Origin of the sequence: Sphaerotilus uruguayifluvii (assembly GCF_013294065.1) — a bacterium.
Taxonomy (GTDB): Bacteria; Pseudomonadota; Gammaproteobacteria; order Burkholderiales; family Burkholderiaceae_C; genus Sphaerotilus; species Sphaerotilus uruguayifluvii.
On the sequence record NZ_JABSNM010000020.1, the window covers coordinates 24,471 to 47,478 of the forward strand.

The window sequence follows — 23,008 nt, forward strand, 5'->3', positions numbered from 1 at the left end:
CGCCGTCAGCGTCCGGCCGGCACGTCGACGGCCTCGCCGAGGTGGCGCAGCACCTGGCGCTGCAGCGCCTCCAGCAGCCGCGCGCCCAGCGGCCGGCTGCCGTGGTCGAAGCGCACCATCAGCCGCCCGCCCAGACGGCCGTCGAGCCGCTCGACCGGCAGCTCCGGCACCTGCACGTCGACGATGGCCACCGGCGCCAGCGGCGTCAGCCCCTCGCGGTCGGCCGGATCGACCTCGACGGCCCCGCCGCCCTGGCTGCCCAGCGCGGCCGAGGGCAGGCGCATCACCGTCGCCGGCACGCTGCCGTCCCACTGCCCGGCCAGCGTGCGGCCCGGGCGCTCGAGCGCGACCACCTCGACCGCGCGCACGCCGCGCAGCAGCGCCGCGCTGCGGTCGCCCGCCACCGCCACCCGCGCGACCAGCCGGTCATCGGCGATCAGGTGGCCGAGCACCTCGCCGCGGCTGACCTGCCGGCCGGCCAGCGCCTGCGGCGCGATCCAGCGGATGCGGCCGGCCCGGCGCGCGCGCAGGTCGAGCGCCTCCAGCCGCGCCGCCAGATCCTGCTGCTGGCGCGCCAGCGCCGCGGCCTGCGCCTCGGCCCGGGCCGCGCCGGCCGGATCGCGCACCTGGCGCGCGGTCGCGTCGACCTCCAGCGCCAGGCGCTGCGCCTGCACCCGCGCCAGCTCGACCGGCAGCGTCGGGCTGTCGATGCGCAGCAGCGGCGCCGAGGCCGCCAGCGCCGCACCGTCGGCCGCGCGCACCTCGACCACCTCGCCGTCGGCCGGCGCGCGCACCAGCGCCTCCTCCGGCATCCAGGCCACCGCCTCGGCCACCGTCGCCTCCGGCACCGGCAGCGCCAGCAGCAGCGCCGCCAGCGCCGCGACCGTGCCCAGCACCGCCGCGGCGACCTGCGCCCGCCGGCCCTGCAGCTCGGGCGCGCCGGCCAGCCAGCGCACCAGCCCCGCCAGCGGCCGCAAGCCCAGGCGCACCAGCGCCAGCGCCGCCACCGTCAGCGCCAGGAGCGCCGACAGCTTCGCCAGCCAGAACACCACCGACACGCTCACCGTCACCGAGAACAGCCAGGCCAGCGGCGCATGCAGCCCCAGCGCCAGGCGCTGCAGCGCCGGCCGCGGCGCGCGCCGCGGCAGCGGCTGGCGCGAGATCCACGCACCCAGGCGCTCGAGCCAGGCGGTGCGGCTGCGCGCGGCCAGGTTCGGCAGGTCCAGCAGGTCCGACAGGACGTGATAGCCGTCCATGCGCACCAGCGGATTGGCGTTGGCCAGCAGGGTCGAGCCGGCGCCGACCACCGCCAGCGTCAGCGCCAGATCGCGCGGCAGGCCCGGCTGCAGCGCCGACCAGGCCAGCACGCCCAGCGCCGCCAGCACCAGCTCGACGGCGACGCCGGCCAGGCCGACGGCCACCCGCTCGCGCCGGCGCGCCAGGCCGGCGGCGGCCGACGCATCGACATAGGGCGCCGGCAGCAGGTACATCACCGCGATGCCGACATGGCGCACCTCGGCGCCGAAGCGCCGCATCGCCAGCGCATGTCCCAGCTCGTGCAGCGCCTTCATGAAGGGATAGATCGCCCAGGCGCTCGCGACGAAGACCGGGCTGGCCAGACGCCGGCGCAGGTCGTCGTGCAGCGCCGGCGCCTCGAGCAGCGCCTGCACCAGGCCGGCCAGCACCAGCAGCGCCGCCGCCAGCAGCACCGGCGGCTGGCCGAGCAGCCACGCCAGCGGATCGAGCCGTGCCAGCCACCGCCCCGGATCGCCCAGCGGCAGCCGCCACGACAGCGGATCGAGCGCGGCGCGGCGCCGGCGGCGCTCCTGCTGCGCCTGGCCGCGCAGCAGCGCCTGCAGGTCGGGCAGCTGCTCGCACTGCAGCAGCCCGGCCGCATCCAGCCGCGCCAGCCACTCGACCACCTCGACCTGGGTCGGCGGGCGCAGCTCGTGCTCGCACAGCCAGCCCCAGAGCTCGCCGACGCTGAGCCGGCCGTCGAAGCGGCCGACGAAGGCCCAGCCGGCCTCGTCGAGCAGGTGATGGCGCCCGGTCAGCATGTCGGCGAGCAGATGGCGCGCCTGCTCGCCCTCGCCGCGATGGCGCACCCGCACCGTCGCGCGCAGCCGCGGAACGACCGCGGCGACCCGGTGCCAGAGCGGGCTGTCGATCGCCGCGTTCATCCGGCCAGCGTCCACCAGCTCATGCGCAGCCAGTCCGGCAGCCGGCCCAGCAGCGCACGCACCATCAGCTGCCGCCCGGCCTCGAGCCGGGCGACGCCCTCGTAGCCGGGCCGCAGCGCCGGCGCCGCCTGCGCCAGCGCCGCCTCGACCTCGAAGCCGTTGCGCCCCTCGCGCAGCGTCGCCACCGGCGTGACCCGGGTCACCGTCAGCGCCATCGCCCGGCCCGGGCTGGCGCTGACCCGCAGCGCGCCGGTCTGGCCGACCCGCACCGCGGCGATGTCGCGCTCGTCGACCCACAGCACCAGCCGGAAGCCCTCGGCCGGCGCCACCGTCATCAGCGCCTCGCCACGGCGCACCGGCGCACCCACCGAGCGGCTCAGGTCGCCGGCGACCACCAGCCCGGACATCGGCGCCAGCACCCGGCCGCGCTCGAGCTCGGCGCGGGCCTGCTCGGCGCGCGCCCGGGCCTCGTCGACCCGGGCCATCTGCACCACCAGCTGCGCCTGGTCATGGCGGGCGAGCGCCTCGCTGACGGCGGTCTCGGCCTGGCTCTGCGCGGCCTCGGCCGCGCGCAGCTCCTGGCGCGCGCCCTCGCCGTCGAGATCGACCAGCGGCTGCCCTTCGACGACGCGCGCGCCCGGCCTCGCATGCACGACCGCGACGAAGCCGTCGCGCGGCGCCACCAGCTGGCGCTCGTGCAGGCCGTGCACTGCCGCCGGCGCGACCACCTCGCGGCGCACCGGCAGCAGCGCCAGCGCGCACAGCAGCGCCGCCGCGCCCAGCATCAGCGGACGGCGCAGCGGCGCCAGTCCGGCCGGCCAGCCGCCCAGCCCCGCCAGCGGATCGCGGCGGCGGCGCTCGACATGCATGCGCAGCATCGGCGCGAGGAACTGCGCCGCCTGCTCCAGCCGGAGGATCTCCTCGGTGCGGAACGGCGCGCCGAGATCGCGCTGCAGCGTCAGCGCGCCGACGACCCGCCCGTCCAGCCCCAGCGGAACGGTGCAGACCGCACAGGCGCCCAGCACCCGGCCGAGCTGCACATGCGCCAGCCCGGGATGCAGCGGCACGGCGCGGCGCGACGGATGCGTCAGCGTGCAGGCACTGGCCGCGGCCTCGCTCATCGCCGCATGCAGGTCGCGCACCAGCTCGGCGGCCTCGGACGGACGGTTCAGGTCCGACACGGCCAGCACCTCCATCTCGGAGGCGGCACGCCGGCGCAGCCCGAGCGCGACCCGGTCGCAGCGCAGGCTCGCGGCCAGGTGCAGCACCAGCGCCCGCAGCGGATCGGTGCCGCGCGGCGGCTGCAGGAAGGCCGCGAGCGTCTCCATCAGCCAGCCGGCGGCCGGCATCGGGCGCGCGGCCGCCGCAGCGGCCGGTGCGGGCGCCGAGGCACCGAAGCCGACCGGCGCAGCCAGCCGGCGGGCCTCGCGCAGCGCCTGGTCGAGCCGGGCCGAGGCCTCGTCGACCGGAGCGGTCGCGGCGGGGCCGGGCTCGGAGCGTGTCGGAAGCGAAGAAATCGGGGCGTTCACCGGCGCCTATTCAAGCGCGTCGGCGCCGCGGCGGTACGGCGATGAAACCGGCAAACCCCCTTCAAACGCCCGCCGGCCGAAGACCGGCCGACGCTCAGGCGCCGAGCCGCTCGGCCAGCACGCGCAGGTCGGCGACCGTCAGATGGCCTGCGGCGTGCTCGTCGTCGGGGCGGCCGTCGGCGGGGCCCGGCCGGTGCGCCGCGTCCGGCCGGCGCACCCAGGCGCTGTGCAGCCCGGCGCGGCGGGCGCCCACCACGTCGAGCGCCCAGTCGTCGCCGACATGCAGCACCTGCGCCGGCGCCAGGCCGAGCCGCGCGCAGGCGGCGTGGAAGATGCGCGCATCCGGCTTGGCCACGCCGCACTCGCGCGCGCCGACCGAGCCGGCCAGATGCGCCGACAGGCCGGTGGCGCCCAGCTCGGCATTGCCGTTGGTCAGCCCGAACAGCACGAAGCGGCGCCCGAGCCGCTCCAGCGCCTCGGCGACATCCTCGTACCAGGTCACCTGCTGGCGCGCGGCGAAGAAGACGTCGAAGGCCGGATCGGCCAGGGCGACGTCCTCGCCGCAGGCAGCGAGCGCCTCGCGCAGCGTGATGCGGCGCAGCTCGGTCAGGTCATGGGCCAGATCGGGGCGGCGTCGCGCCACGTCCTGGCGCAGCGCCAGCATGCGCTCCACGCCGAAGGCGGCGGCGGTGGCCGGCGCCTGCGCCCGCAGCCAGTCGTGCAGCAGCCGCTCGGCGCGCACCAGCGTCGGTCCGACCGGCCAGAGCGTGTCGTCGAGATCGAGCGTGAGCGCACGGATCGTGCCGGCGGACCACGGAGAGACGGAAGGCAGGGCTGGACAGTCGATCGACATCATGAACGGGGAAGACGGCACGGCCCCGCAGTGTCGCCGAGTCGGCGAGAATCCGCCCCGCCATGCGATATGCCCCCGAACCCGAACACCGTCACGGCCGTGCCGCCCGCACCGGCGTGCTGCTCGTCAACCTCGGCACGCCGGACGCGCCGACCGCTCCGGCCGTGCGCCGCTACCTGGCGCAGTTCCTGTCGGACCCGCGGGTGGTCGAGATCCCCGCGGCGCTGTGGAAGCCGATCCTGCACGGCATCATCCTGCGGGTGAGACCGGCGAAGTCGGCCGCCAAGTACGCCAGCATCTGGACGCCCGAGGGCTCGCCGCTGGCGGTCTGGACCCGCCATCAGGCCGCCGGCCTGCAGCGCCTGGCCGACGCCGCCGGCGAGGCGCTGACGGTGCGCCACGCGATGCGCTACGGCCAGCCCTCGATCGCCTCCGAGCTCGACGCGCTGAAGGCCGAGGGCTGCGAACGCATCCTGGTCGTGCCGATGTACCCGCAGTACTCCGGCACCACCACCGCCAGCGTGATGGACGACGTGCACCGCTGGCAGCTGACCCAGCGCGCGCTGCCCGAGATCCGCTGGGTGCGCCAGCACCATGACGAGCCGGCCTACATCGACGCGCTGGCCGCACGGGTGCGCGACCACTGGGCCCGCGAGGGCCGCGGCGACCACCTGCTGCTGAGCTTCCACGGCGTGCCTGAGCGCACGCTGCACCTGGGCGACCCTTACCACTGCCAGTGCCACAAGACCCGGCGTCTGCTGGCCGAGCGCCTGGGCCTGACGGCGGACCAGATCTCGCTGAGCTTCCAGAGCCGCTTCGGCAAGGCCAAGTGGCTCGAGCCCTACACCGAGCCGACGCTGCAGGCGCTGGCGAAGAAGGGCGTCAGGCACCTGCAGGTCTTCTGCCCCGGCTTCGCCGCCGACTGCCTGGAGACGCTCGAGGAGATCGCGATCGAGGGCCGGCAGGTCTTCCTGACCGCCGGCGGCCAGCGCTTCGACCACATTCCCTGCCTGAACGACCATCCGGCCTGGATCGCCGCGCTGCAGGCGGTCGTGCGGCGCCACTGCGCCGGCTGGCCGCTGCATGCCGAGGAGCTGCCCCGCGCGGCCGAACTGGAAGCGCAGCGCCAGCAGGCACTGGCGCTCGGCGCGAAGCGATGATGACGCGGTGACGCCATGAAGGGCTGAAGCGCCGAGGGCGTCCCGGACCTCAGACCGGCGGCTCGCCCTCCGGCGCGCGCGGCGCCAGCAGCCAGGCCGGCAGCACCGGCACCGCCGGGCGGGCCGGCGGCGCGGCCTCGGCCGGCGCGCTGTCGGCGCGCTCGCCGTCGCCGCCCGGACGGCCGTCGTCGAAGATCGAGTCCAGCGCCTGCGCGATGTCGCGGAAGACCGACAGGTCCATGCCGGGCGCGCGCATCAGCGCGGGCGGCGCCGCGACCGGGGCGGCAGCCGCCGCCGGTGCACCCTCGTCGTCGAGCGGCAGCGCGAGCTGGCGCAGCGCGCAGCCGGCGACCTGCTCGCGCACCGACTGCACGGCGACGCCGGTCTGCTGCGCGAGCTGGCGCAGCGACGCCTCGCGCGTCAGCAGCGCCGCGCCGCGCAGCCGCGCCAGCACCGCCAGCTGGCGCGCGACCGGCTCGGCCGAGCGCAGGGCCACCGCCTGCGCCGCGCCCTCGCCGGCCAGCCGCGCCTGCTCGCGCGCGGCACGCTCGTCGAAGGCCAGCACCTCGACCACCCGGTGCGCGCGCAGCGTGCGCCAGGCGCCCTCGCCCGCCGCCCCGGTGAGCATCAGCACCTCGGCCAGCACGATCGCCGGCACGAGCAGCGCGCCGCGCTGCTGGTCGATCTGGTCCAGCCAGGCCGAGCGCGAGGCCACCGGGCGGTGCTCCTCGTCGTCGTGCTGGCCCAGCAGCCAGGTCAGGGCATCGGCATCGGTCAGGAAGCGCATCGTCGTCATCGGAACAGGCTCGGGATCGCAGGCAAGGCGGGGGCGGCAACGGACTCGGGCCCGCCACGGCGACATGCACCGTGGCGGGCCCGGACAGCGGACAGCGGACAGCGGACAGCGGACAGGATCCGCCGATGGTAAGGCGTCGGGCCGGTCGTGCGGCCCGCGCGGCGCCTCAGCCGTTGCGGCGCAGCATCTTCATCAGGCGCGGCAGCACCAGCACCGAGACCACCACCGCCAGCAGCGTGGCCGACATCGGACGCTCGACCAGCACGCTCCAGCGGCCCTCGCCGATCGACAGCGCGTTGCGCAGCTGCGCCTCGGCCAGCGGGCCCAGGATCATGCCCACCACCACCGGCGCGGTCGGGATGCCGAAGCGGCGCATCATCACGCCCAGCAGGCCGATGGCGTACATCAGGAACAGGTCGAACGCGCTCTGGCGCATGCCGTAGACGCCCACCGTGGCGAAGATCAGGATGCCGGCGTACAGCGGCGCCTTCGGGATCTTCAGCATCTTGACCCACAGCCCCACCATCGGCAGGTTCAGGATCAGCAGCATCACGTTGCCGATGTACAGCGACGCGATCAGCGCCCAGACCAGCGCGCCGTTCGTGTCGAACAGCTGCGGGCCCGGATTGATGCCGTAGTTCTGGAACGCGCCCAGCAGGATCGCGGTGGTGTTCGAGGTCGGGATGCCCAGCGTCAGCAGCGGGATCAGCGTCGCGGTGATCGCGGCATTGTTCGCGGCCTCCGGGCCGGCCACGCCCTCGATCGCGCCGGTGGTGCCGAACTGCTCCTTGTGCCTGGAGAACTTCTTCTCGGTGGCGTAGCTCAGGAAGGTCGGGATCTCGCTGCCGCCCGCGGGAATCGTGCCGAACGGGATGCCGATGAAGGTCGCGCGCAGCCAGGCCGGCCAGGAACGGCGCCATTCGTCGCGCGTCATGTGGACCTTGCTCATCGCGTTCTGCGTCTCGACCTCGCGGCCCTGGTAGAGCACCGCATAGAGCGCCTCGCCGACCGCGAACAGGCCGACGGCGATCAGCACCACCTCCAGGCCATCCATCATTTCCGGCACGCCGCCGGTGTAGCGCGCCTGGCCGGAGATCTGGTCGATGCCCACCAGGCCCATCGCCAGGCCCAGGCCCAGCGCGGTCAGGCCGCGCAGCGTGCTCTGGCCGAGCACCGCGCTGACGGTGCAGAAGGCCAGCAGCATCAGCATGAAGTACTCGGGCGGACCGAGCCGCACCGCGTACTGCGCCACCACCGGCGCGAACAGCGTGACGACGACGGTGGCGATCGTGCCGGCGACGAAGGAGCCGATCGCCGCGGTGGCCAGCGCCGCACCGGCGCGGCCGCTCTTGGCCATCTTGTTGCCCTCGAGCGCAGTCACCATCGAGCCGGCCTCGCCGGGCGTGTTGAGCAGGATCGAGGTGGTCGAGCCGCCGTACATCGCGCCGTAGTAGATGCCGGCGAAGAAGATCATCGAGGCGGTCGGATCGACCTTCAGCGTGATCGGCAGCAGCATCGCCACCGCGGTCGACGGGCCGATGCCGGGCAGCACGCCCACGGCCGTGCCCAGCGTGCAGCCCACCAGGGCCCAGAGCAGGTTGACCGGCGTGCCGGCGGTCAGGAAGCCGTTGATCAGCTGCGACCAGATATCGAGACCACCCATGTCAGATCCATCCCGTCTGCGTCAGGCCCGGCAGGCTGATCGCGAGACCCTTCGTGAACATCCAGAAGACCGGCGCGGAGATCGCCAGCCCGATGGCGGCGTCCTTCAGCCAGCCGGTCACGCCTGCGGCGGCCGTGCCCTGCGAGCGGCGGAAGCCCTGCACCGCCAGCACGTAGCACAGCGCGCAGCTGGCCACGAAGCCGACCGTCGTGATCAGCGCGGCGTTGAGCAGGATGCCGCTGGAGACCCAGGCGAAGCTGCCCCAGTCGCCCTGCTCGGCGCCATCGACATCGTCGAGCTCGCGGAAGCCCCCGGTCAGCGCCTCGCGCAGCATCAGCACGCCGCACAGCGCCAGCAGGCCAGTCACCACCCAGGGCAGGAAGTTCGGGCCCACGCCGGAGTAGCCGGCCTCGGCCGGGATGGACAGCGCCCCGCCGGCCAGCGCGGCCGCGGCCACCAGCGTGCCCACGCCCACCAGGGCCTGCGCACGGATCGCGCCCGCCGGCAGCGCATCGGCTGCCGCGGTGACCGCGACGTTCGGATTCGTCGCGTCCATCGTCAGATCATCCCGGCCTTGGACATGATCACGCGCAGCGAGGCGAACTCGCGCTCGACGAACTCGTCGAAGGCGGGGCCGGCCAGCCAGGCGTCGGTCCAGCCGTTGCGCTCCATCGCCTCGGTCCAGGCCTTGGACTTGACGGCCTTCTGCAGCATCGCGGTCAGCGCCTTGCGCTGGTCCGGCGTGACGCCGGGGGCGGCGTAGACGCCGCGCCAGTTGCCGATCTCGATGTCGAAGCCCTGCTCCTTCATCGTCGGGATGTTCGGGGCGTTCTTCAGGCGGGTGGCCGAGGTCACGCCGATCGGGCGCATCTTGCCGGCCTCGATGTACTGCTGGAACTCGCTGTAGCCGCTGCCGCCCACCGAGACGTTGCCGCCCAGGATGGCGGCGGTCGCCTCGCCGCCGCCGCGGAAGGGCACGTAGTTGATCTTCGCGGCGTCCAGGCCGGTGGCGCGCGCCAGCATCGCCGCGGCGATGTGCTCGGTCGAGCCGCGCGAGCCGCCGCCCCACTTGACGCTGCCGACGTCCTTCTTCATGGCCTCGACCACGTCCTTCATCGACTTGAAGGGCGAGTCGGTCGGCACGACGAAGACGTTGTATTCGCTGGTCAGGCGCGCCAGCGGCGTGGCCTGGGTCAGCGAGACCGGCGGCTTGCCGGTGATGATGCCGCCCACCATGACCGCGCCCATGACCATCAGCGCGTTCGGATCGCCCTTGCTGGCGTTGACGAACTGCGCCAGGCCGATGGCGCCGGCCGCGCCGCCCTTGTTGTCGAACTGCACCGTCGCGGCCACGCCCGCATCCTGCAGCGCCTTGCCCAGCGCGCGGCCGGTGGTGTCCCAGCCGCCGCCCGGGTTGGCGGGGATCATCATCTTGAGGTTGGCATTGGCCAGCGCGGGCAGCGGCAGCGCACCGGCGGCGGCCATCGCGGCCAGCGACTTCAGGAAGGTGTCTCGGCGCATGGGATGTGTCTCCAGGAAGCGGTGGAACGGATCAGTCTCGGACGGCTCCGATGCTCCTGTCGGAGGCTGTCAAACGGCTGTCCGCGACCCCAGGGGAAACACCAGGGACCCCGGCGGCTGCAGCCGCGCGCCGATGGCGCTAGGCTTCGCGCCCATGAAACTGCTGCTGGTGGAAGACAACCCGACGATGCAGACCACGCTGCGGCGCGCCTTCGAGCGCCGCGGCATGCAGGTCGTCGGCTGCGAGGACGGCGCGCGCGCGCTCGACCGCTGGGAGGCCTCGATGCCCGACGTGGTGCTGCTCGACCTGAGCCTGCCGGGCCTGGACGGGCTGGAGGTGCTCTCGCGCGCCCGCGCCGCCGGGCTGCGCACCCCGGTGATGATCCTGACCGCGCGCGGCACGGTGGGCGACCGCATCCTGGGCCTGAACACCGGCGCCGACGACTACCTGGCCAAGCCCTTCGACCTCGACGAGCTGGAGGCGCGGGTGCGCGCGCTGGCGCGCCGGGCCGCGCCGGCGGGCACGCCCGGCGCCCCGGCGCCGGGTCCGGCCTTCTGCGGCCTGCAGATCGACGCCGAGAGCGGCGCGGTCTGCCACGCCGGCCAGCCCATGGACCTGACCGCGCGCGAGCTGGCGCTGATGCGCGCGCTGCTGGCGCGCCCCGGCCAGGCGGTGGCCAAGGAGCGCCTGTTCGAGCTGGTCTTTCCCGGCGAGCGCGAGGTGCAGACCGAGGCCATCGAGGTGGTCGTCTACCGGCTGCGCAAGAAGATCGCGCACACCGGCGCGCAGCTGGTGACGCTGCGCGGCCTGGGCTACCTGCTCAAGGCCGCGCCGGCCGGCACATGAGGGCGCCCGGCCTGCGCGCGCGCCTGCGCCACCGTCTGGCACACCTGTCGCTGCGCGCCGAGCTGCTCGCCGGCATCCTGCTGCCGGTGGCGCTGCTGATCGTCATCAACACGGTGAGCCTCTACCGCGAGGCGCTGGACTCGGCCGACATCGCCTACGACCGCACGCTGCTGGCCTCGGCCAAGGCCATCGGCGAGCGGCTGGAGGTGCTGCCCGGCGCCGACGGCCCGCGCGTCGGCGCCGACGTGCCCTACTCGGCGCTGGAGGCCTTCGAGGCGGACAACCGCAGCCGCATCTTCTTCCGCGTCAGCGGCTTCGCCGGCGAGATGGTCGGCGGCTTCGAGGACCTGCCGCCCTGGCGCGGGCAGATCCCGCAGCGCAGCGTCTACGCGGCGCTGGTCGACTTCCAGGACGCCGAGTACCGCGGCATGCCGGTGCGCATGGCGGTGCTGCTGCAGCCGGTGGCCGGACCCGCCGGCCAGGGCATGGCCACCATCCAGGTCGCCGAGACGCTGGAGCTGCGCCGCACGCTGGCGCGCCACATCCTGATCGACACGCTCTGGCGCCAGGCGGCGCTGGTGGCGGTGATCGCGCTGGTCGTCGTCTGGGTGGTGCAGCACGCCACGCGGCCGGTGCGCCGGCTCAGCCACGAGCTGGCGCAGCGTGCCGAGGACGACCTGACGCCGCTGAGCAGCGACGATGCGCCGCGCGAGCTGCGCCCGCTGGTGGAGGCGACCAACGCGATGATGGACCGCAGCGCGCGGCTGCTCGAGCACCAGAAGCGCTTCGTGCGCGACGCCTCGCACCAGCTGCGCACGCCCCTGGCGGTGCTCAAGGCGCAGGTGCAGTCAGCCCGGCGCGGCGACACCGACGGCGCCACCGCGCTGGCCGAGATCGAGCACACCGTCGACCGCGCCACCGAGCTGGCCAACCAGATGCTCGCGCTGGCCAAGGTCGAGCAGCTGCGCCAGCAGGGCCAGCCGCCGTGCACCGACTGGGAGCCGGTGGTGCGCGAGGTCGCGCTCGACCTGGCCGCGCTGGCGGCCGAGCGCGACCTCGACTTCTCGGTCGAGACGGTGCCGGCGCGGGTGCGCGGCCACGCCTGGGCGCTGCGCGAGCTCGCGCGCAACCTGCTGCACAACGCGATCAAGTGCTCGGCGCCGGGCGGCACGCTGGCGGTGACGATGCACCGCGACGATCACCACGCCGCGCTGACCATCGCCGACAGCGGCCCCGGCATCGCCGACGCGCAGCGCGAGCGGCTCTTCCAGCCCTTCGCGGCCGGGGCGCAGCGCGCCGACCTGCGCAGCGGCGCCGGCCTCGGGCTGACGATCTGCCGCGACATCGTCGCCTCGCTGGACGGCACGCTGGCGCTGGACAACCGCGTCGAGCATTCGCGCATCCGCGGCCTGGACGCGACGGTGCGCCTGGCGCTGGCCGAGACCGCGCCGGATCGCGAATAATCCCGCCACGATGAGCCGATCCGCTTCCCGTTCCCCTGCCCCGGGCGCCGACGCCCCGGCCGGCCAGCGCCTCGACAAGTGGCTCTGGGCCGCCCGCTTCTTCAAGACCCGCTCGCTGGCGGCCGACGAGATCGACCGAGGCCGGGTGCGCGTCAACGGCCAGGACGCCAAGCCCTCGCGCGAGGTGCGCGCCGGCGACCGTGTCTCGGTGCGCCAGGGCGACTGCCCGACGCCGCGCGAGGTCGAGGTGCTCGGCCTGTCGGCGGTGCGCGGGCCGGCCCCGCAGGCGCAGCTCCTCTACCGCGAGACGCCCGAGAGCGTGCTGGCCCAGGCCGAGTGGCGCGAGCGGCGCCACTACGCCGCCGACCCGGCGCTGAGCATCCAGCAGGGCCGCCCGACCAAGGCCGACCGGCGTCAGCTTGCCGACTGGCAGCGCTGGAGCGTGTCGCTCGACGACCTGGACTGATCCGCTGCAGTTCGCACGCCGGTCGAGCCGCTTCCGACGCCGGAATCGGCGACCGTCTCGCGCAGACGCACCTGCTGCGCCTGCAGGCGCAGCCCGTCGGCCGACAGCAGGCCCTCGACCTCGATGCGCTGCGTCGTGCCGACCAGCGCGGCCAGCGCCTGCGCCGACAGCGGCGTGCGCCAATGGGTGCGCTCGTCCCAGGCCACCGTCAGCGCCGCATCCCCGGGGCGATGGAGAAGCTGCAGCGTGCGCGCGACCGCGTCGAGCGCGGTGACCCGGCCGTGGCGGGTGAGACGGGCCGAGGTGCCGCGCGGCTCGGGCAGACAGCGCACCGTCGCGGCCAGAACGCCACGCGACCCGACGGTGCCCGCGACCTCGACATACAGCCCGTTGGCCAGCGAGGCCGTGCCGTTGCACGAGGCCAGGTCGATCGTCGTCTGCGCGTCCATCTGCACCCGGGTGTCGCGCACCCGGAAGCTGCGGCTCGTCACCGACCAGTCGGTGACATTGCCCACCAGCAGCGCGGCGCTGCGGCTGGCCACCGCCTCGATGCGGCTGACGTGCCAGCGCGCGTCGGTGCCGCGCAGCGCCGTGACCCGCGCGTACAGGCCGTCGGCCGGCGACAGCGTCGCCGGCACGCGCTCGGTCGTGGCGTCGACCGTCATCGACACGCCGTCGAGGGTCAGCGCGCTGCCGCTCCAGCCGGCGATCAGGCCGACCCGCTCGAGACGCACGCCGGCCTGGGCCGACAGTTCGACCGGATCGGACTCGGCGCGCAGCGCCTGCAGCGACAGCCGCGTCGCGTCGAAGGCGCCGGCCTCGGCGAAGACCGTCGTGGCCACCCCGAGCGTGGCCGAGGCGCCGGCCGGCAGCGAGACCGCCAGGCTGCCGATGCGCACCGGCAGGCGGCCGTCGGTCCCGGCCGTGCCGACCGCGGTCACCGGCAGGTTCAGCCGCAGCGCCTCGAGCGTGGCCAGCGGCTCGATGCGGGTGGCCAGCAGGCGCAGGCCGGCGCCGCCGGCACTGGCCGGCACGCCCAGCACGATCGCGTGCACCTCGACCGCCTGCCCGATCGCGATCTGGTCGGCGCCGGTCCAGCTGCCGCCCAGCACGGTGACCGGGCCCAGCGCCGGATCGGCATTGACGACCACCGTCTGGCCCAGCACGCCCAGCGTCTCGTCGGTGCGCTCGCTGACGCGGCCGACCAGCGTCGGCCGGACCTCGATGCGCTCGAGCTGCAGCGCGCCGCCGGCCGCGGCGGCGTAGTCGAGCGCGACGCGCTGGCCGATCGCCATCTCGGTGCCGTCGCTGCCGCCGTCGGCGCGCTCGCGCTCGACCGCCGCGGCGCTGTCGTCATGGCGCACGCCGTCGACGACGACGCTGCCGAAGCCGGAGACGGTGCCCACGCTCTGCGCCGCCAGCACCGGGCTGCCGGTGCCGTTGCTGCCGACGCCGCCTCCGCCGCAGCCGCCGAGCCCGCCCGTGCCCAGCCCGGCCCCCAGGCCGAGCCAGCCCAGGCGCAGCGCGGTGGCCAGCACCTCGCGGCGCGAAGGCTCAGCCGGGGCCCTGGCCGGTGTCCGCGGCTCGCGCTCGATCCTCATCTCCGTCCTCCATGTAGAAATAGCTGCCGAAGCGCATGCGCGCGGCGCCGCCGCGACCGGCGGCGGCATCGTCGGCCAGCCGGCGCTCGGCCTCGTGCACCATGCGCTGCAGGGCCTCGGCCCAGATCTCGCGCGCGACGTCGCCCAGCTCGGCCGCGGCCTGCGCCGACAGGCCCTCGGCGAAGACGCTCTGCTCGAGCAGGCGCGCCAGCGGATCCTCGCAGGCCAGGTTGCGCACCGCCGCGGCGAGGTGGTCGGCGACGTTGACCGCCATGGCCTGCGCCGCGGCCGGATCGCGCCCGGGCAGCACGAAGCGGTCCGACAGCCGCAGCACCTCGTCGCCGTCCTCGCGCACCAGGCCCAGCCGGCCGAGCTCCTGCAGCAGCGTGCGCGGATGCACGTCGCGGCAGACCTCGCGCGCCAGCGCCTCGAAGCTCGGCGCCGGCCCCTGGCGCGGCAGCCGCTCGAGCACGCGGCCGGCCGCGTCGCGGCAGCCGGCATCGGTGATCCAGCGGGTGAACAGCATCGCCGCCGGCGTCGGCGCCAGGTCGCGCTCGACCGGGGTCTCGGCCTGCAGCGCGCGCACGTCCTTGCGGTGCACGCCGCTGAGCACGCTCAGCGCCGAGTCGGTGACGCGCTGGCCGCGCCGGCTCAGCTCGCCTCGGGCCTCGTCCAGGTAGACCCGCTTGAGGGTGCGCACCAGCGACCCGATCGGCACGCCATGACCGAGCAGCCAGCGCACCAGCGGCGCCAGCATGACCGCCGCGTCGGCCAGCACGGGCGCGGACGGATCGGCTGCAGGGTCGGATTCGGAAAAGGGAACGCTCATGATCAGCGTGACAGTTTGCATGAAACCGCGGCGACCCCGTCCGGCGCGCCGGACGATGTCGCGCGCGCGGGCCCTCTTGAAGCCTGTCCGGCCATCCCCATGTCGCACCGGGATGCCGCCGCAGGCGGCCGAGGAAACGACCATGTCCGACACGCAGAACACCCCGCCCTTCCCCGACACCGAACCGTCCGCGATGAACGGCGACGCGGCCGCCCAGGCCGCCGATCCCGCCGCCGAGGCGCTGGCCCGCGTGGCCGAGCTCGAGGCGAAGAACGTCGAGCTCGCCGATGCCTACCTGCGCGCCAAGGCCGAGATGGAGAACATCCGCCGCCGCGCCGACGAGGAGATCGCCAAGTCGCGCAAGTTCGCGGTCGAGTCCTTCGCCGAGAGCCTGCTGCCGGTGCGCGACAGCCTGGAGGCCGCCATCGCCGCGCAGACCGCCGGCCAGGGCACGCCCGAGCAGCAGCTCGAGGGCGTGCAGGCGACGCTGCGCCAGCTCTCGCAGGCGCTCGAGCGCAACAAGGTCGTCGAGGTCAACCCGCCCGCCGGCACGAAGTTCGATCCGCACCAGCATCAGGCCATCAGCATGGTGCCGGCCGATCAGGATCCCAACACCGTGGTGAGCGTGCTGCAGAAGGGCTACCTGATCGCCGAGCGCGTGCTGCGCCCGGCGCTCGTGATGGTCGCCGCGCCGAAGTGAGCCGGTCCGCGTCCGATCGCGGCGAAAGACCCTGAGCCAGACCAAGAAAAGCGCATGACCGGCTCTTGAAAGACGCCGGTCCATCCGCAGATCAGCCAGCAACCAGACAAATTTCCCGGAGTCAGAAACACCATGGGCAAGATCATCGGCATCGACCTCGGCACCACCAACTCGTGCGTGGCCATCATGGAAGGCAACACCACGAAGGTGATCGAGAACTCGGAAGGCGCGCGCACCACGCCCTCCATCATCGCCTACCAGGAAGACGGCGAGATCCTCGTCGGCGCCTCGGCCAAGCGCCAGGCGGTCACCAACCCGAAGAACACGCTGTACGCGGTCAAGCGCCTGATCGGTCGCAAGTTCACCGAGAAGGAAGTGCAGAAGGACATCGACCTGATGCCCTACACCATCACGGCCGCCGACAACGGCGACGCGTGGGTGGCGGTGCGCGGCAACAAGCTCGCGCCCCCGCAGGTCTCGGCCGAAGTGCTGCGCAAGATGAAGAAGACCGCCGAGGACTATCTCGGCGAGGCGGTGACCGAGGCCGTCATCACCGTGCCGGCCTACTTCAACGACGCGCAGCGCCAGGCGACCAAGGACGCCGGCCGCATCGCCGGCCTGGACGTGAAGCGCATCATCAACGAGCCGACCGCCGCAGCGCTGGCCTTCGGTCTCGACAAGGGCGGCAAGGGCGACCGCAAGATCGCCGTCTATGACCTGGGCGGCGGCACCTTCGACGTCTCGATCATCGAGATCGCCGACGTCGACGGCGAGATGCAGTTCGAGGTGCTGTCGACCAACGGCGACACCTTCCTGGGCGGCGAGGACTTCGACCAGCGCATCATCGACTACATCGTCACCGAGTTCCGCAAGGAGCAGGGCGTCGACCTGACCAAGGACGTGCTGGCCCTGCAGCGCCTGAAGGAAGCCGCCGAGAAGGCCAAGATCGAGCTGTCGTCGTCGACCGCCACCGACGTCAACCTGCCCTACATCACCGCCGACGCCACCGGCCCGAAGCACCTCAATATCAAGCTGACCCGCGCCAAGCTGGAGTCGCTGGTGGAGGAGCTGATCGAGCGCACCATCGCGCCGTGCCGCACCGCGATCAAGGACGCGGGCGTCTCGGTCGGCTCGATCGACGACGTCATCCTGGTCGGCGGCATGACCCGCATGCCCAAGGTGCAGGACAAGGTCAAGGAGTTCTTCGGCAAGGAGCCGCGCAAGGACGTCAACCCTGACGAGGCCGTCGCGGTCGGCGCCGCCATCCAGGGCCAGGTCCTGGGCGGCGAGCGCAAGGACGTGCTGCTGCTCGACGTCACCCCGCTGAGCCTGGGCATCGAGACCCTGGGCGGCGTGATGACGAAGATGATCAAGAAGAACACGACCATCCCGACCAAGTTCAGCCAGACCTTCTCGACCGCCGACGACAACCAGCCGGCCGTGACGATCAAGGTCTTCCAGGGCGAGCGCGAGATGGCCGGCGGCAACAAGCTGCTGGGCGAGTTCAACCTGGAAGGCATCCCGCCGGCTCCGCGCGGCATCCCGCAGATCGAGGTCTCCTTCGACATCGATGCCAACGGCATCCTGCACGTCGGCGCCAAGGACAAGGGCACCGGCAAGGAGAACAAGATCACCATCAAGGCGAACTCGGGCCTGTCGGAGGACGAGATCCAGAAGATGGTGCGCGACGCCGAGGTCAATGCGGCCGAGGACAAGAAGAAGCTCGAGATCATCCAGGCCCGCAACCAGGGTGACGCGATGGTGCACTCGGTGCGCAAGTCGCTGACCGAGTACGGCGACAAGATCGAGGCGGCCGAGAAGGACGCGATCGAGGCCGCGATCAAGGACGTCGAGGAAGCGCTCAAGGGCGACGACAAGGACGCCATCGAGGCCAAGACCAATGCGCTGATGACCGTCAGCCAGAAGCTCGGCGAGAAGATGTACGCCGACATGCAGGCCCAGCAGGCTGCGGCCGGCGCCGCCGGTGGCGCCGCGCCGGGTGCCGGCGAGGCCCCGAAGGCCGATCCGAAGGATGCGGACGTCGTCGACGCCGAGTTCAAGGAAGTCAAGAAGTGATGGCCCCGGGCGTGGCGGGCTGCGCGGCGTGAGCCCGCGCCGCCCCGCCCTCGTGCCTGTCGCCGCGCTCGAGTCGCCGGTCCTCGCGGGCCGGTGCCGCTCGGCGCGGCGTTCCTGTTTCACCGCTGGCGGACCCCCATCCCATGGCAAAGCGTGACTACTACGAAGTCCTTGGCCTCGCCAAGGGCGCGAGCGAAGACGACATCAAGAAGGCCTATCGCAAGCTGGCGATGAAGTACCACCCTGACCGCAATCAGGGTGAAGGCGCGAAGGTGGCCGAGGAGAAGTTCAAGGAGGCCAAGGAGGCCTACGAGATGCTCTCCGACGCCCAGAAGCGCCAGGCCTACGACCAGTTCGGCCATGCCGGCGTCGATCCGAACGCCGGCGGCTTCCGTCCGGGCGGCCCGGAGGGCTTCGGCGGCGGCGGCTTCGCCGAGGCCTTCGGCGACATCTTCGGCGACATCTTCGGCCAGGGCGGCGGCGGCCGGCGGGGCGGCGGCCAGCAGGTCTACCGCGGCGCCGACCTCTCCTACGCGATGGAGATCACGCTGGAGGAAGCGGCGCTGGGCAAGGAGACGCAGATCCGCATCCCGACCTGGGAGGAATGCGAGACCTGCCACGGCTCCGGCGCCAAGCCCGGCACCAGCGCCAAGACCTGCTCGACCTGCCACGGCTCGGGCACCGTCCACCTGCGCCAGGGCTTCTTCAGCATCCAGCAGACCTGCCCGCACTGCCACGGCACCGGCAAGATCATTCCCGAGCCCTGCACCACCTGCGGCGGCCAGGGCAAGGTCAAGAAGCAGAAGACGCTCGAGGTCAAGATCCCGGCCGGCATCAACGAGGGCCAGCGCATCGCGCTGCGCGGCCACGGCGAGCCCGGCACGCACGGCGGCCCTCCGGGCGACCTGTACGTCGAGATCCGCATCAAGCAGCACGACATCTTCGAGCGCGACGGCGACGACCTGCACTGCACCGTGCCGGTCAGCGTCATCACCGCATCGCTCGGAGGCACCGTCTCGGTGCCCACGCTCGGCGGCGAGGCGGAGATCGAGCTGCCCGAGGGCACGCAGCACGGCAAGACCTTCCGGCTGCGCGGCAAGGGCATCAAGGGCATCCGCTCGAACTACCCCGGCGATCTGTACTGCCACATCCAGGTCGAGATCCCGGTCAAGCTCACCGAGCACCAGCGCAAGCTGCTCAAGGAACTCGACGAGTCGCTCAAGAAGGGCGGCGACAAGCACTCGCCGAACGCGAAGAGCTGGACCGATCGCATGAAGGACCTGTTCAAGTAAAGGTCAGCCTTCGCCTCGGGCGAGGGATATCCTCCGGGCGTGCCACGATGTGGCACGCCTTTTTCTTGCGTGCCCACAACGAATCGATCGAAGGAAGGATGTCCTGATGCCCTGCGTGCCCGTGCCCCCGATGAACACCGCCGCCGCCGGCGACGTGTTCGCCCAGATGACCGAGCTGGCCTTCTCGGTGCCCTTCGTCGTCAGCCACCGGCTGACACGCATGGCGCTGGCCGGTCCGAACCCCTCGGCGCGCGACCGCAAGGAGTTCATGACGATGGGGCTGGAGAAGGTCACCGCCTTCCAGCAGTCCTGGCTGGCGATGATGTGGACCGGCGCCGGCGTCTCGCAGGAGATGGTGGCCGCCGGCCTGCGCTGGTGGATGATGCCGTGGTCCTCGGCGCCGGCCAGCAAGGCGATGGAGGTGATGCACCAGGCGCCGATGAAGGTCGCCAGCGCCGGGCTGAAGCCGGTCAGCCGGCGTGCCGGCGCCAACGCGCGCCGGCTCTCGCGCAGCGCCCCGCGGCCCTGAGCCGGCGACTGCCCCGGCCTCGGCCCGCTCAGCCCGGGCCGGTCTCGCCCAGCCAGTCGGCGAGCACCGCCGCGCCGTCCTGCCCGAGCACCGGCGGCGCGCTGCGGTAGACCGGCGGCGTGGCCGACAGCCGGATCGGGCTGGCCACGCCCGGCACGCTGCCCGCCACCGGGTGCGGCAGGTCGACCCGCAGCCCGCGCGCGACGACCTGCGGATCGGCGAACACCTCGTCGAGCCGGTTGACCGGCCCGCAGGGCACCGCCTTCGACTCCAGCGCCGCGATCCATTCGCGCGTCGTGCGCATCACGGTCGCCTGGCGCAGCAGCGGGATCAGCACCGCGCGGTGCGCCACCCGCGCCGCGTTGGTGGCGAAGCGCGCGTCGCTCGCCCACTCGGCGTGGCCGGCGACGTCGCAGAAGCGCGCGAACTGGCCGTCGTTGCCGATCGCCAGGATCATGTCGCCGTCCGCGGTCGGGAAGTCCTGGTAGGGCACGATGTTGGGGTGCGCATTGCCCATGCGCTTCGGCACCGTGCCGCCGATCAGCCAGTTGGCGGTCTGGTTGGCCAGCGCGGCCACCTGCACGTCGAGCAGCGCCAGGTCGATGTGCTGGCCCTCGCCGGTGCGATCGCGGTGGCGCAGCGCGGCCAGGATTCCGACCGCCGCATGCAGCCCGGTCATCACGTCGGTCAGCGCCACGCCGACCTTCTGCGGCCCGGCGCCCTCCTCCGCGTCGCCGCGGCCGGTCACGCTCATCAGCCCGCCCATGCCCTGGATCAGGAAGTCGTAGCCGGCGCGCGGCGCGTAGGGCCCCGTCTGGCCGAAGCCGGTGATCGAGCAGTAGACCAGCCGCGGATTCAGCGCGTGCAGGCTGTCGAAGTCCAGCCCGTAGGCCTTCAGGCCGCCGACCTTGAAGTTCTCGACCAGCACGTCGGCCTGGCCGGCCAGCCGGCGCACCAGCGCCTGGCCCTCGGGCGTGGCGATGTCGATCGCGATCGAGCGCTTGTTGCGGTTGGCGCAGCAGAAATAGGCGGCGTCCGGGGTGTCGCGGCCCTGCGCGTCCTTCAGCCACGGCGGGCCCCAGGCGCGGGTGTCGTCGCCGGCGCCGGGGCGCTCGACCTTGACGACATCGGCGCCGAGGTCGGCCAGCGTCTGCGTCGCCCACGGCCCGGCCAGCACGCGCGACAGGTCGAGCACCTTCAGGCCATCGAGCGCGGTGGCCATGCTCAGAACGCCGCCAGCCCAGTGATCGCGCGGCCCAGGATCAGCGCGTGGATGTCGTGCGTGCCCTCGTAGGTGTTGACCACCTCGAGGTTGACCAGGTGGCGCGCCACGCCGAATTCGTCCGAGATGCCGTTGCCGCCGAGCATGTCGCGTGCGGTGCGGGCGATGTCGAGCGCCTTGCCGCAGGAGTTGCGCTTCATGATCGAGGTGATCTCGACCGAGGCGCTGCCCTCGTCCTTCATCCGGCCCAGGCGCAGGCAGCCCTGCAGGCCCAGCGTGATCTCGGTCAGCATGTCGGCGAGCTTCTTCTGCACCAGCTGGTTGGCCGCCAGCGGCTTGCCGAACTGCTTGCGGTCGAGCGTGTACTGGCGCGCCGTCTCCAGGCAGAACTCGGCCGCACCCAGCGCGCCCCAGGCGATGCCGTAGCGGGCGCTGTTCAGGCAGGTGAACGGGCCCTTCAGGCCACGCACCTCGGGGAAGGCGTTCTCCTCCGGGCAGAAGACCTCGTCCATGACGATCTCGCCGGTGATCGACGCGCGCAGGCCGACCTTGCCGTGGATCGCCGGGGCGGAGAGGCCCTTCCAGCCCTTCTCCAGCACGAAGCCGCGGATCTGGCCCTCGTCGTCCTTGGCCCAGACCACGAAGACGTCGGCAATCGGCGAGTTGGTGATCCACATCTTCGAGCCGCTCAGGCTGTAGCCGCCGTCGACCTTGCGGGCGCGCGTCACCATGCTGCCGGGATCGCTGCCGTGGTTCGGCTCGGTCAGGCCGAAGCAGCCGATCCACTCGCCGGTGGCGAGCTTCGGCAGGTACTTCTGCTTCGTGGCCTCGCTGCCGAACTCGTTGATCGGGACCATCACCAGCGAGGACTGCACGCTCATCATCGAGCGGTAGCCCGAGTCGACGCGCTCGACCTCTCGGGCGATCAGGCCGTAGCTGACGTAGTTCAGGCCGGCGCCGCCGTACTGCTCGGGGATCGTGGGCCCGAGCAGGCCCAGCTCGCCCATCTCGCGGAAGATGGCCGCGTCGGTGCGCTCGTGGCGGAAGGCCTCGGTGACACGCGGCATCAGCCGATCCTGGCAGTAGGCGCGCGCGGCGTCGCGCACCGCGCGCTCGTCGTCGAGGAGCTGGCTGTCGAGCAGCAGCGGGTCGTTCCACTGGAAGGAAGCGCGGGACGTGCGGGGGGTGCTGGCCATGACGGAGGCTCCTCGAAGGTTCTGAAGTTCGATGGATGCAATCCTATGGAGCCCGGCGTGCAGGCACAACCGAATAATATGCATCGATCTATTCCATGAACGCACTCCGAGATCGTCCCCGATGAGCGAACTCTCCCGCCGCCGCCTGCCCGGCACGACCGCGCTGGCCGTCTTCGAGGCCGCCGCGCGCCACGAGAGCTTCACCCGCGCCGCCGAGGAGCTGGCGATGACGCAGAGCGCGGTCTGCCGTCAGGTCGCGGGGCTGGAGGCGCTGCTGGACGTCAAGCTGTTTCGCCGCACCCGCCGCGGCGTGCGCCTGACCGAGGCCGGCAGCAGCTACGCGCTGCGGGTGGCCGACTGGCTCGACACGCTGGAGCGCGACACCCGCGAGCTGATGGCCGGCGCCGGGCGGGTGCCGGTGATCGAGCTGGCGGTGGTGCCCACCTTCGCCACCTGCTGGCTGCTGCCGCGGCTGCCGGCCTTCCGGCCCGGGCGGGTGCAGGTCAACCTGCACAGCCGCACCCGCCCCTTCCTGTTCGACGAGACCCGGCTGGACGCGGCCATTCACGCCGGCGACGGCCACTGGCCGGGCTGCATCAGCCGGCCGATCCTGTCGGAGCGGCTGATCCCGGTGGCCAGCGCAGGCCTGCTGGTCGCGCACGGCCTGGCGCCGGACGGCCCGCCGCTGCCGGCCGAGGCGCTGGCGCGGCTGCCGCGCCTGCAGCAGACCACCCGGCCGCTGGCCTGGCGGCGCTGGTTCGCCGCCGCCGGCCTGCGGGTGTCCGACGACCAGAGCGGGCCCGCCTACGAGCAGTTCTCGATGAGCGTGCAGGCCGCCGCGCTCGGCCTGGGCGTGGCGCTGGTGCCGGACTTCGCCGCGGCCGCCGCGCTGGCCGACGGCCGCCTGCGCGGCGTGGCCGCCGCGCTCGACAGCGAGCTGGCCTACCACTATGTCGTGCCCGAATCCCATGCCGACGACGCGCTGCTGCGCGAGTTCGGCGACTGGCTGGAGGCTCAGGCCCGCCTGCCTGCACCGGACGGTGACCGGCCCGCCTGACCGGCGTCAAGAAGGCACGATGAAACGC

Annotated in this window: 20 protein-coding genes; 9 read left to right on the forward strand and 11 right to left on the reverse strand. The window is 73.2% G+C overall.

What is annotated here, in order from left to right; genetic code table 11:
- Positions 1–5 precede the first annotated feature (5 nt).
- From HNQ01_RS18055 to HNQ01_RS18065, 3 genes are all read right to left on the reverse strand, one after another.
- A complete protein-coding gene (locus HNQ01_RS18055) occupies positions 6–2,180 on the reverse strand; it encodes a site-2 protease family protein (RefSeq protein ID WP_173806896.1) in 2,175 nt (724 codons plus the stop codon).
- On the reverse strand, positions 2,177–3,709 hold the full coding sequence (locus tag HNQ01_RS18060) for an efflux RND transporter periplasmic adaptor subunit (protein WP_173806897.1): 1,533 nt from the start codon (positions 3,707–3,709) through the stop codon (positions 2,177–2,179). Before HNQ01_RS18060 ends, HNQ01_RS18055 begins: the two co-directional genes overlap by 4 nt.
- Before the next feature lie 94 nt (positions 3,710–3,803).
- Positions 3,804–4,565 carry an HAD family hydrolase gene (locus HNQ01_RS18065; protein WP_286180943.1) on the reverse strand — a complete coding sequence of 254 codons (762 nt, stop codon included), beginning with the start codon at positions 4,563–4,565 and terminating at the stop codon, positions 3,804–3,806.
- A gap of 59 nt (positions 4,566–4,624) precedes the next feature.
- On the opposite strand from HNQ01_RS18065, the gene hemH reads away from it, so the two are divergent.
- Positions 4,625–5,722 (forward strand): ferrochelatase, encoded by a 1,098-nt coding sequence (gene hemH / locus HNQ01_RS18070; protein WP_173806898.1) that lies wholly within the window; start codon positions 4,625–4,627, stop codon positions 5,720–5,722.
- Positions 5,723–5,771: 49 nt separating this feature from the next.
- Here the strand turns inward: hemH and HNQ01_RS18075 are convergent, their stop codons facing one another.
- The 4 genes from HNQ01_RS18075 to HNQ01_RS18090 all read right to left on the reverse strand — a co-directional run bounded on the left by HNQ01_RS18075 (position 5,772) and on the right by HNQ01_RS18090 (position 9,702).
- A complete protein-coding gene (locus tag HNQ01_RS18075; protein ID WP_173806899.1) occupies positions 5,772–6,518 on the reverse strand; it encodes a PIN domain-containing protein in 747 nt (248 codons plus the stop codon).
- Between the two features lie 166 nt (positions 6,519–6,684).
- The gene (locus HNQ01_RS18080) at positions 6,685–8,181 is read right to left on the reverse strand and encodes a tripartite tricarboxylate transporter permease (RefSeq protein WP_173806900.1); all 1,497 of its coding nucleotides are present in this window, start codon (positions 8,179–8,181) and stop codon (positions 6,685–6,687) included.
- Between the two features lies 1 nt (position 8,182).
- Positions 8,183–8,737 carry a tripartite tricarboxylate transporter TctB family protein gene (locus HNQ01_RS18085; RefSeq protein WP_173806901.1) on the reverse strand — a complete coding sequence of 185 codons (555 nt, stop codon included), beginning with the start codon at positions 8,735–8,737 and terminating at the stop codon, positions 8,183–8,185.
- Between the two features lie 2 nt (positions 8,738–8,739).
- Positions 8,740–9,702 carry a tripartite tricarboxylate transporter substrate binding protein gene (locus HNQ01_RS18090; protein ID WP_173806902.1) on the reverse strand — a complete coding sequence of 321 codons (963 nt, stop codon included), beginning with the start codon at positions 9,700–9,702 and terminating at the stop codon, positions 8,740–8,742.
- 154 nt (positions 9,703–9,856) lie between these two features.
- On the opposite strand from HNQ01_RS18090, the gene HNQ01_RS18095 reads away from it, so the two are divergent.
- From HNQ01_RS18095 to HNQ01_RS18105, 3 genes are read left to right on the forward strand one after another with little or no spacing between them, the layout of a single operon-like run.
- Positions 9,857–10,549, forward strand: coding sequence for a response regulator transcription factor (locus HNQ01_RS18095; protein ID WP_173806903.1), 693 nt, complete (start codon positions 9,857–9,859; stop codon positions 10,547–10,549).
- The gene (locus tag HNQ01_RS18100) at positions 10,546–12,012 is read left to right on the forward strand and encodes a sensor histidine kinase (RefSeq protein WP_173806904.1); all 1,467 of its coding nucleotides are present in this window, start codon (positions 10,546–10,548) and stop codon (positions 12,010–12,012) included. The genes HNQ01_RS18095 and HNQ01_RS18100 overlap by 4 nt, the downstream gene beginning before the upstream one ends.
- Positions 12,013–12,022: 10 nt before the next feature.
- Positions 12,023–12,478 carry an RNA-binding S4 domain-containing protein gene (locus HNQ01_RS18105; protein WP_173806905.1) on the forward strand — a complete coding sequence of 152 codons (456 nt, stop codon included), beginning with the start codon at positions 12,023–12,025 and terminating at the stop codon, positions 12,476–12,478.
- Here HNQ01_RS18105 and HNQ01_RS18110 read toward each other — a convergent pair.
- Both HNQ01_RS18110 and HNQ01_RS18115 read right to left on the reverse strand, forming a co-directional pair.
- Positions 12,427–14,079 carry a DUF5666 domain-containing protein gene (locus tag HNQ01_RS18110; protein WP_173806906.1) on the reverse strand — a complete coding sequence of 551 codons (1,653 nt, stop codon included), beginning with the start codon at positions 14,077–14,079 and terminating at the stop codon, positions 12,427–12,429. The two genes, HNQ01_RS18105 and HNQ01_RS18110, sit on opposite strands and share 52 nt — an antisense overlap.
- Positions 14,033–14,908 (reverse strand): DUF6502 family protein, encoded by an 876-nt coding sequence (locus HNQ01_RS18115; protein ID WP_173806907.1) that lies wholly within the window; start codon positions 14,906–14,908, stop codon positions 14,033–14,035. Before HNQ01_RS18115 ends, HNQ01_RS18110 begins: the two co-directional genes overlap by 47 nt.
- Positions 14,909–15,050: 142 nt before the next feature.
- Between HNQ01_RS18115 and grpE the strand changes: the two genes are divergently transcribed.
- The 4 genes from grpE (at position 15,051) to HNQ01_RS18135 (ending at position 19,505) form a co-directional block, all read left to right on the forward strand.
- Positions 15,051–15,608 carry a nucleotide exchange factor GrpE gene (grpE, locus tag HNQ01_RS18120; RefSeq protein ID WP_173806908.1) on the forward strand — a complete coding sequence of 186 codons (558 nt, stop codon included), beginning with the start codon at positions 15,051–15,053 and terminating at the stop codon, positions 15,606–15,608.
- A gap of 132 nt (positions 15,609–15,740) precedes the next feature.
- Entirely contained in the window at positions 15,741–17,684 is a 1,944-nt protein-coding gene (dnaK, locus tag HNQ01_RS18125; protein WP_173806909.1) for a molecular chaperone DnaK, read from the forward strand.
- Positions 17,685–17,827: 143 nt separating this feature from the next.
- Positions 17,828–18,976 carry a molecular chaperone DnaJ gene (gene dnaJ, locus HNQ01_RS18130; protein WP_173806910.1) on the forward strand — a complete coding sequence of 383 codons (1,149 nt, stop codon included), beginning with the start codon at positions 17,828–17,830 and terminating at the stop codon, positions 18,974–18,976.
- 130 nt (positions 18,977–19,106) lie between these two features.
- Positions 19,107–19,505 (forward strand): polyhydroxyalkanoate granule-associated phasin, encoded by a 399-nt coding sequence (locus tag HNQ01_RS18135; RefSeq protein WP_173806911.1) that lies wholly within the window; start codon positions 19,107–19,109, stop codon positions 19,503–19,505.
- 28 nt (positions 19,506–19,533) lie between these two features.
- Here HNQ01_RS18135 and HNQ01_RS18140 read toward each other — a convergent pair whose 3' ends face one another.
- Together HNQ01_RS18140 and HNQ01_RS18145 are read right to left on the reverse strand one after the other, a co-directional pair.
- Positions 19,534–20,727 carry a CaiB/BaiF CoA transferase family protein gene (locus HNQ01_RS18140; protein WP_173806912.1) on the reverse strand — a complete coding sequence of 398 codons (1,194 nt, stop codon included), beginning with the start codon at positions 20,725–20,727 and terminating at the stop codon, positions 19,534–19,536.
- Positions 20,728–20,729: 2 nt separating this feature from the next.
- Positions 20,730–21,923 (reverse strand): acyl-CoA dehydrogenase, encoded by a 1,194-nt coding sequence (locus HNQ01_RS18145; protein ID WP_173806913.1) that lies wholly within the window; start codon positions 21,921–21,923, stop codon positions 20,730–20,732.
- Between the two features lie 121 nt (positions 21,924–22,044).
- Here HNQ01_RS18145 and HNQ01_RS18150 point away from each other — a divergent pair, with 121 nt between their 5' ends.
- Positions 22,045–22,980 carry a LysR substrate-binding domain-containing protein gene (locus tag HNQ01_RS18150; protein ID WP_173806914.1) on the forward strand — a complete coding sequence of 312 codons (936 nt, stop codon included), beginning with the start codon at positions 22,045–22,047 and terminating at the stop codon, positions 22,978–22,980.
- Positions 22,981–23,008 lie beyond the last annotated feature (28 nt).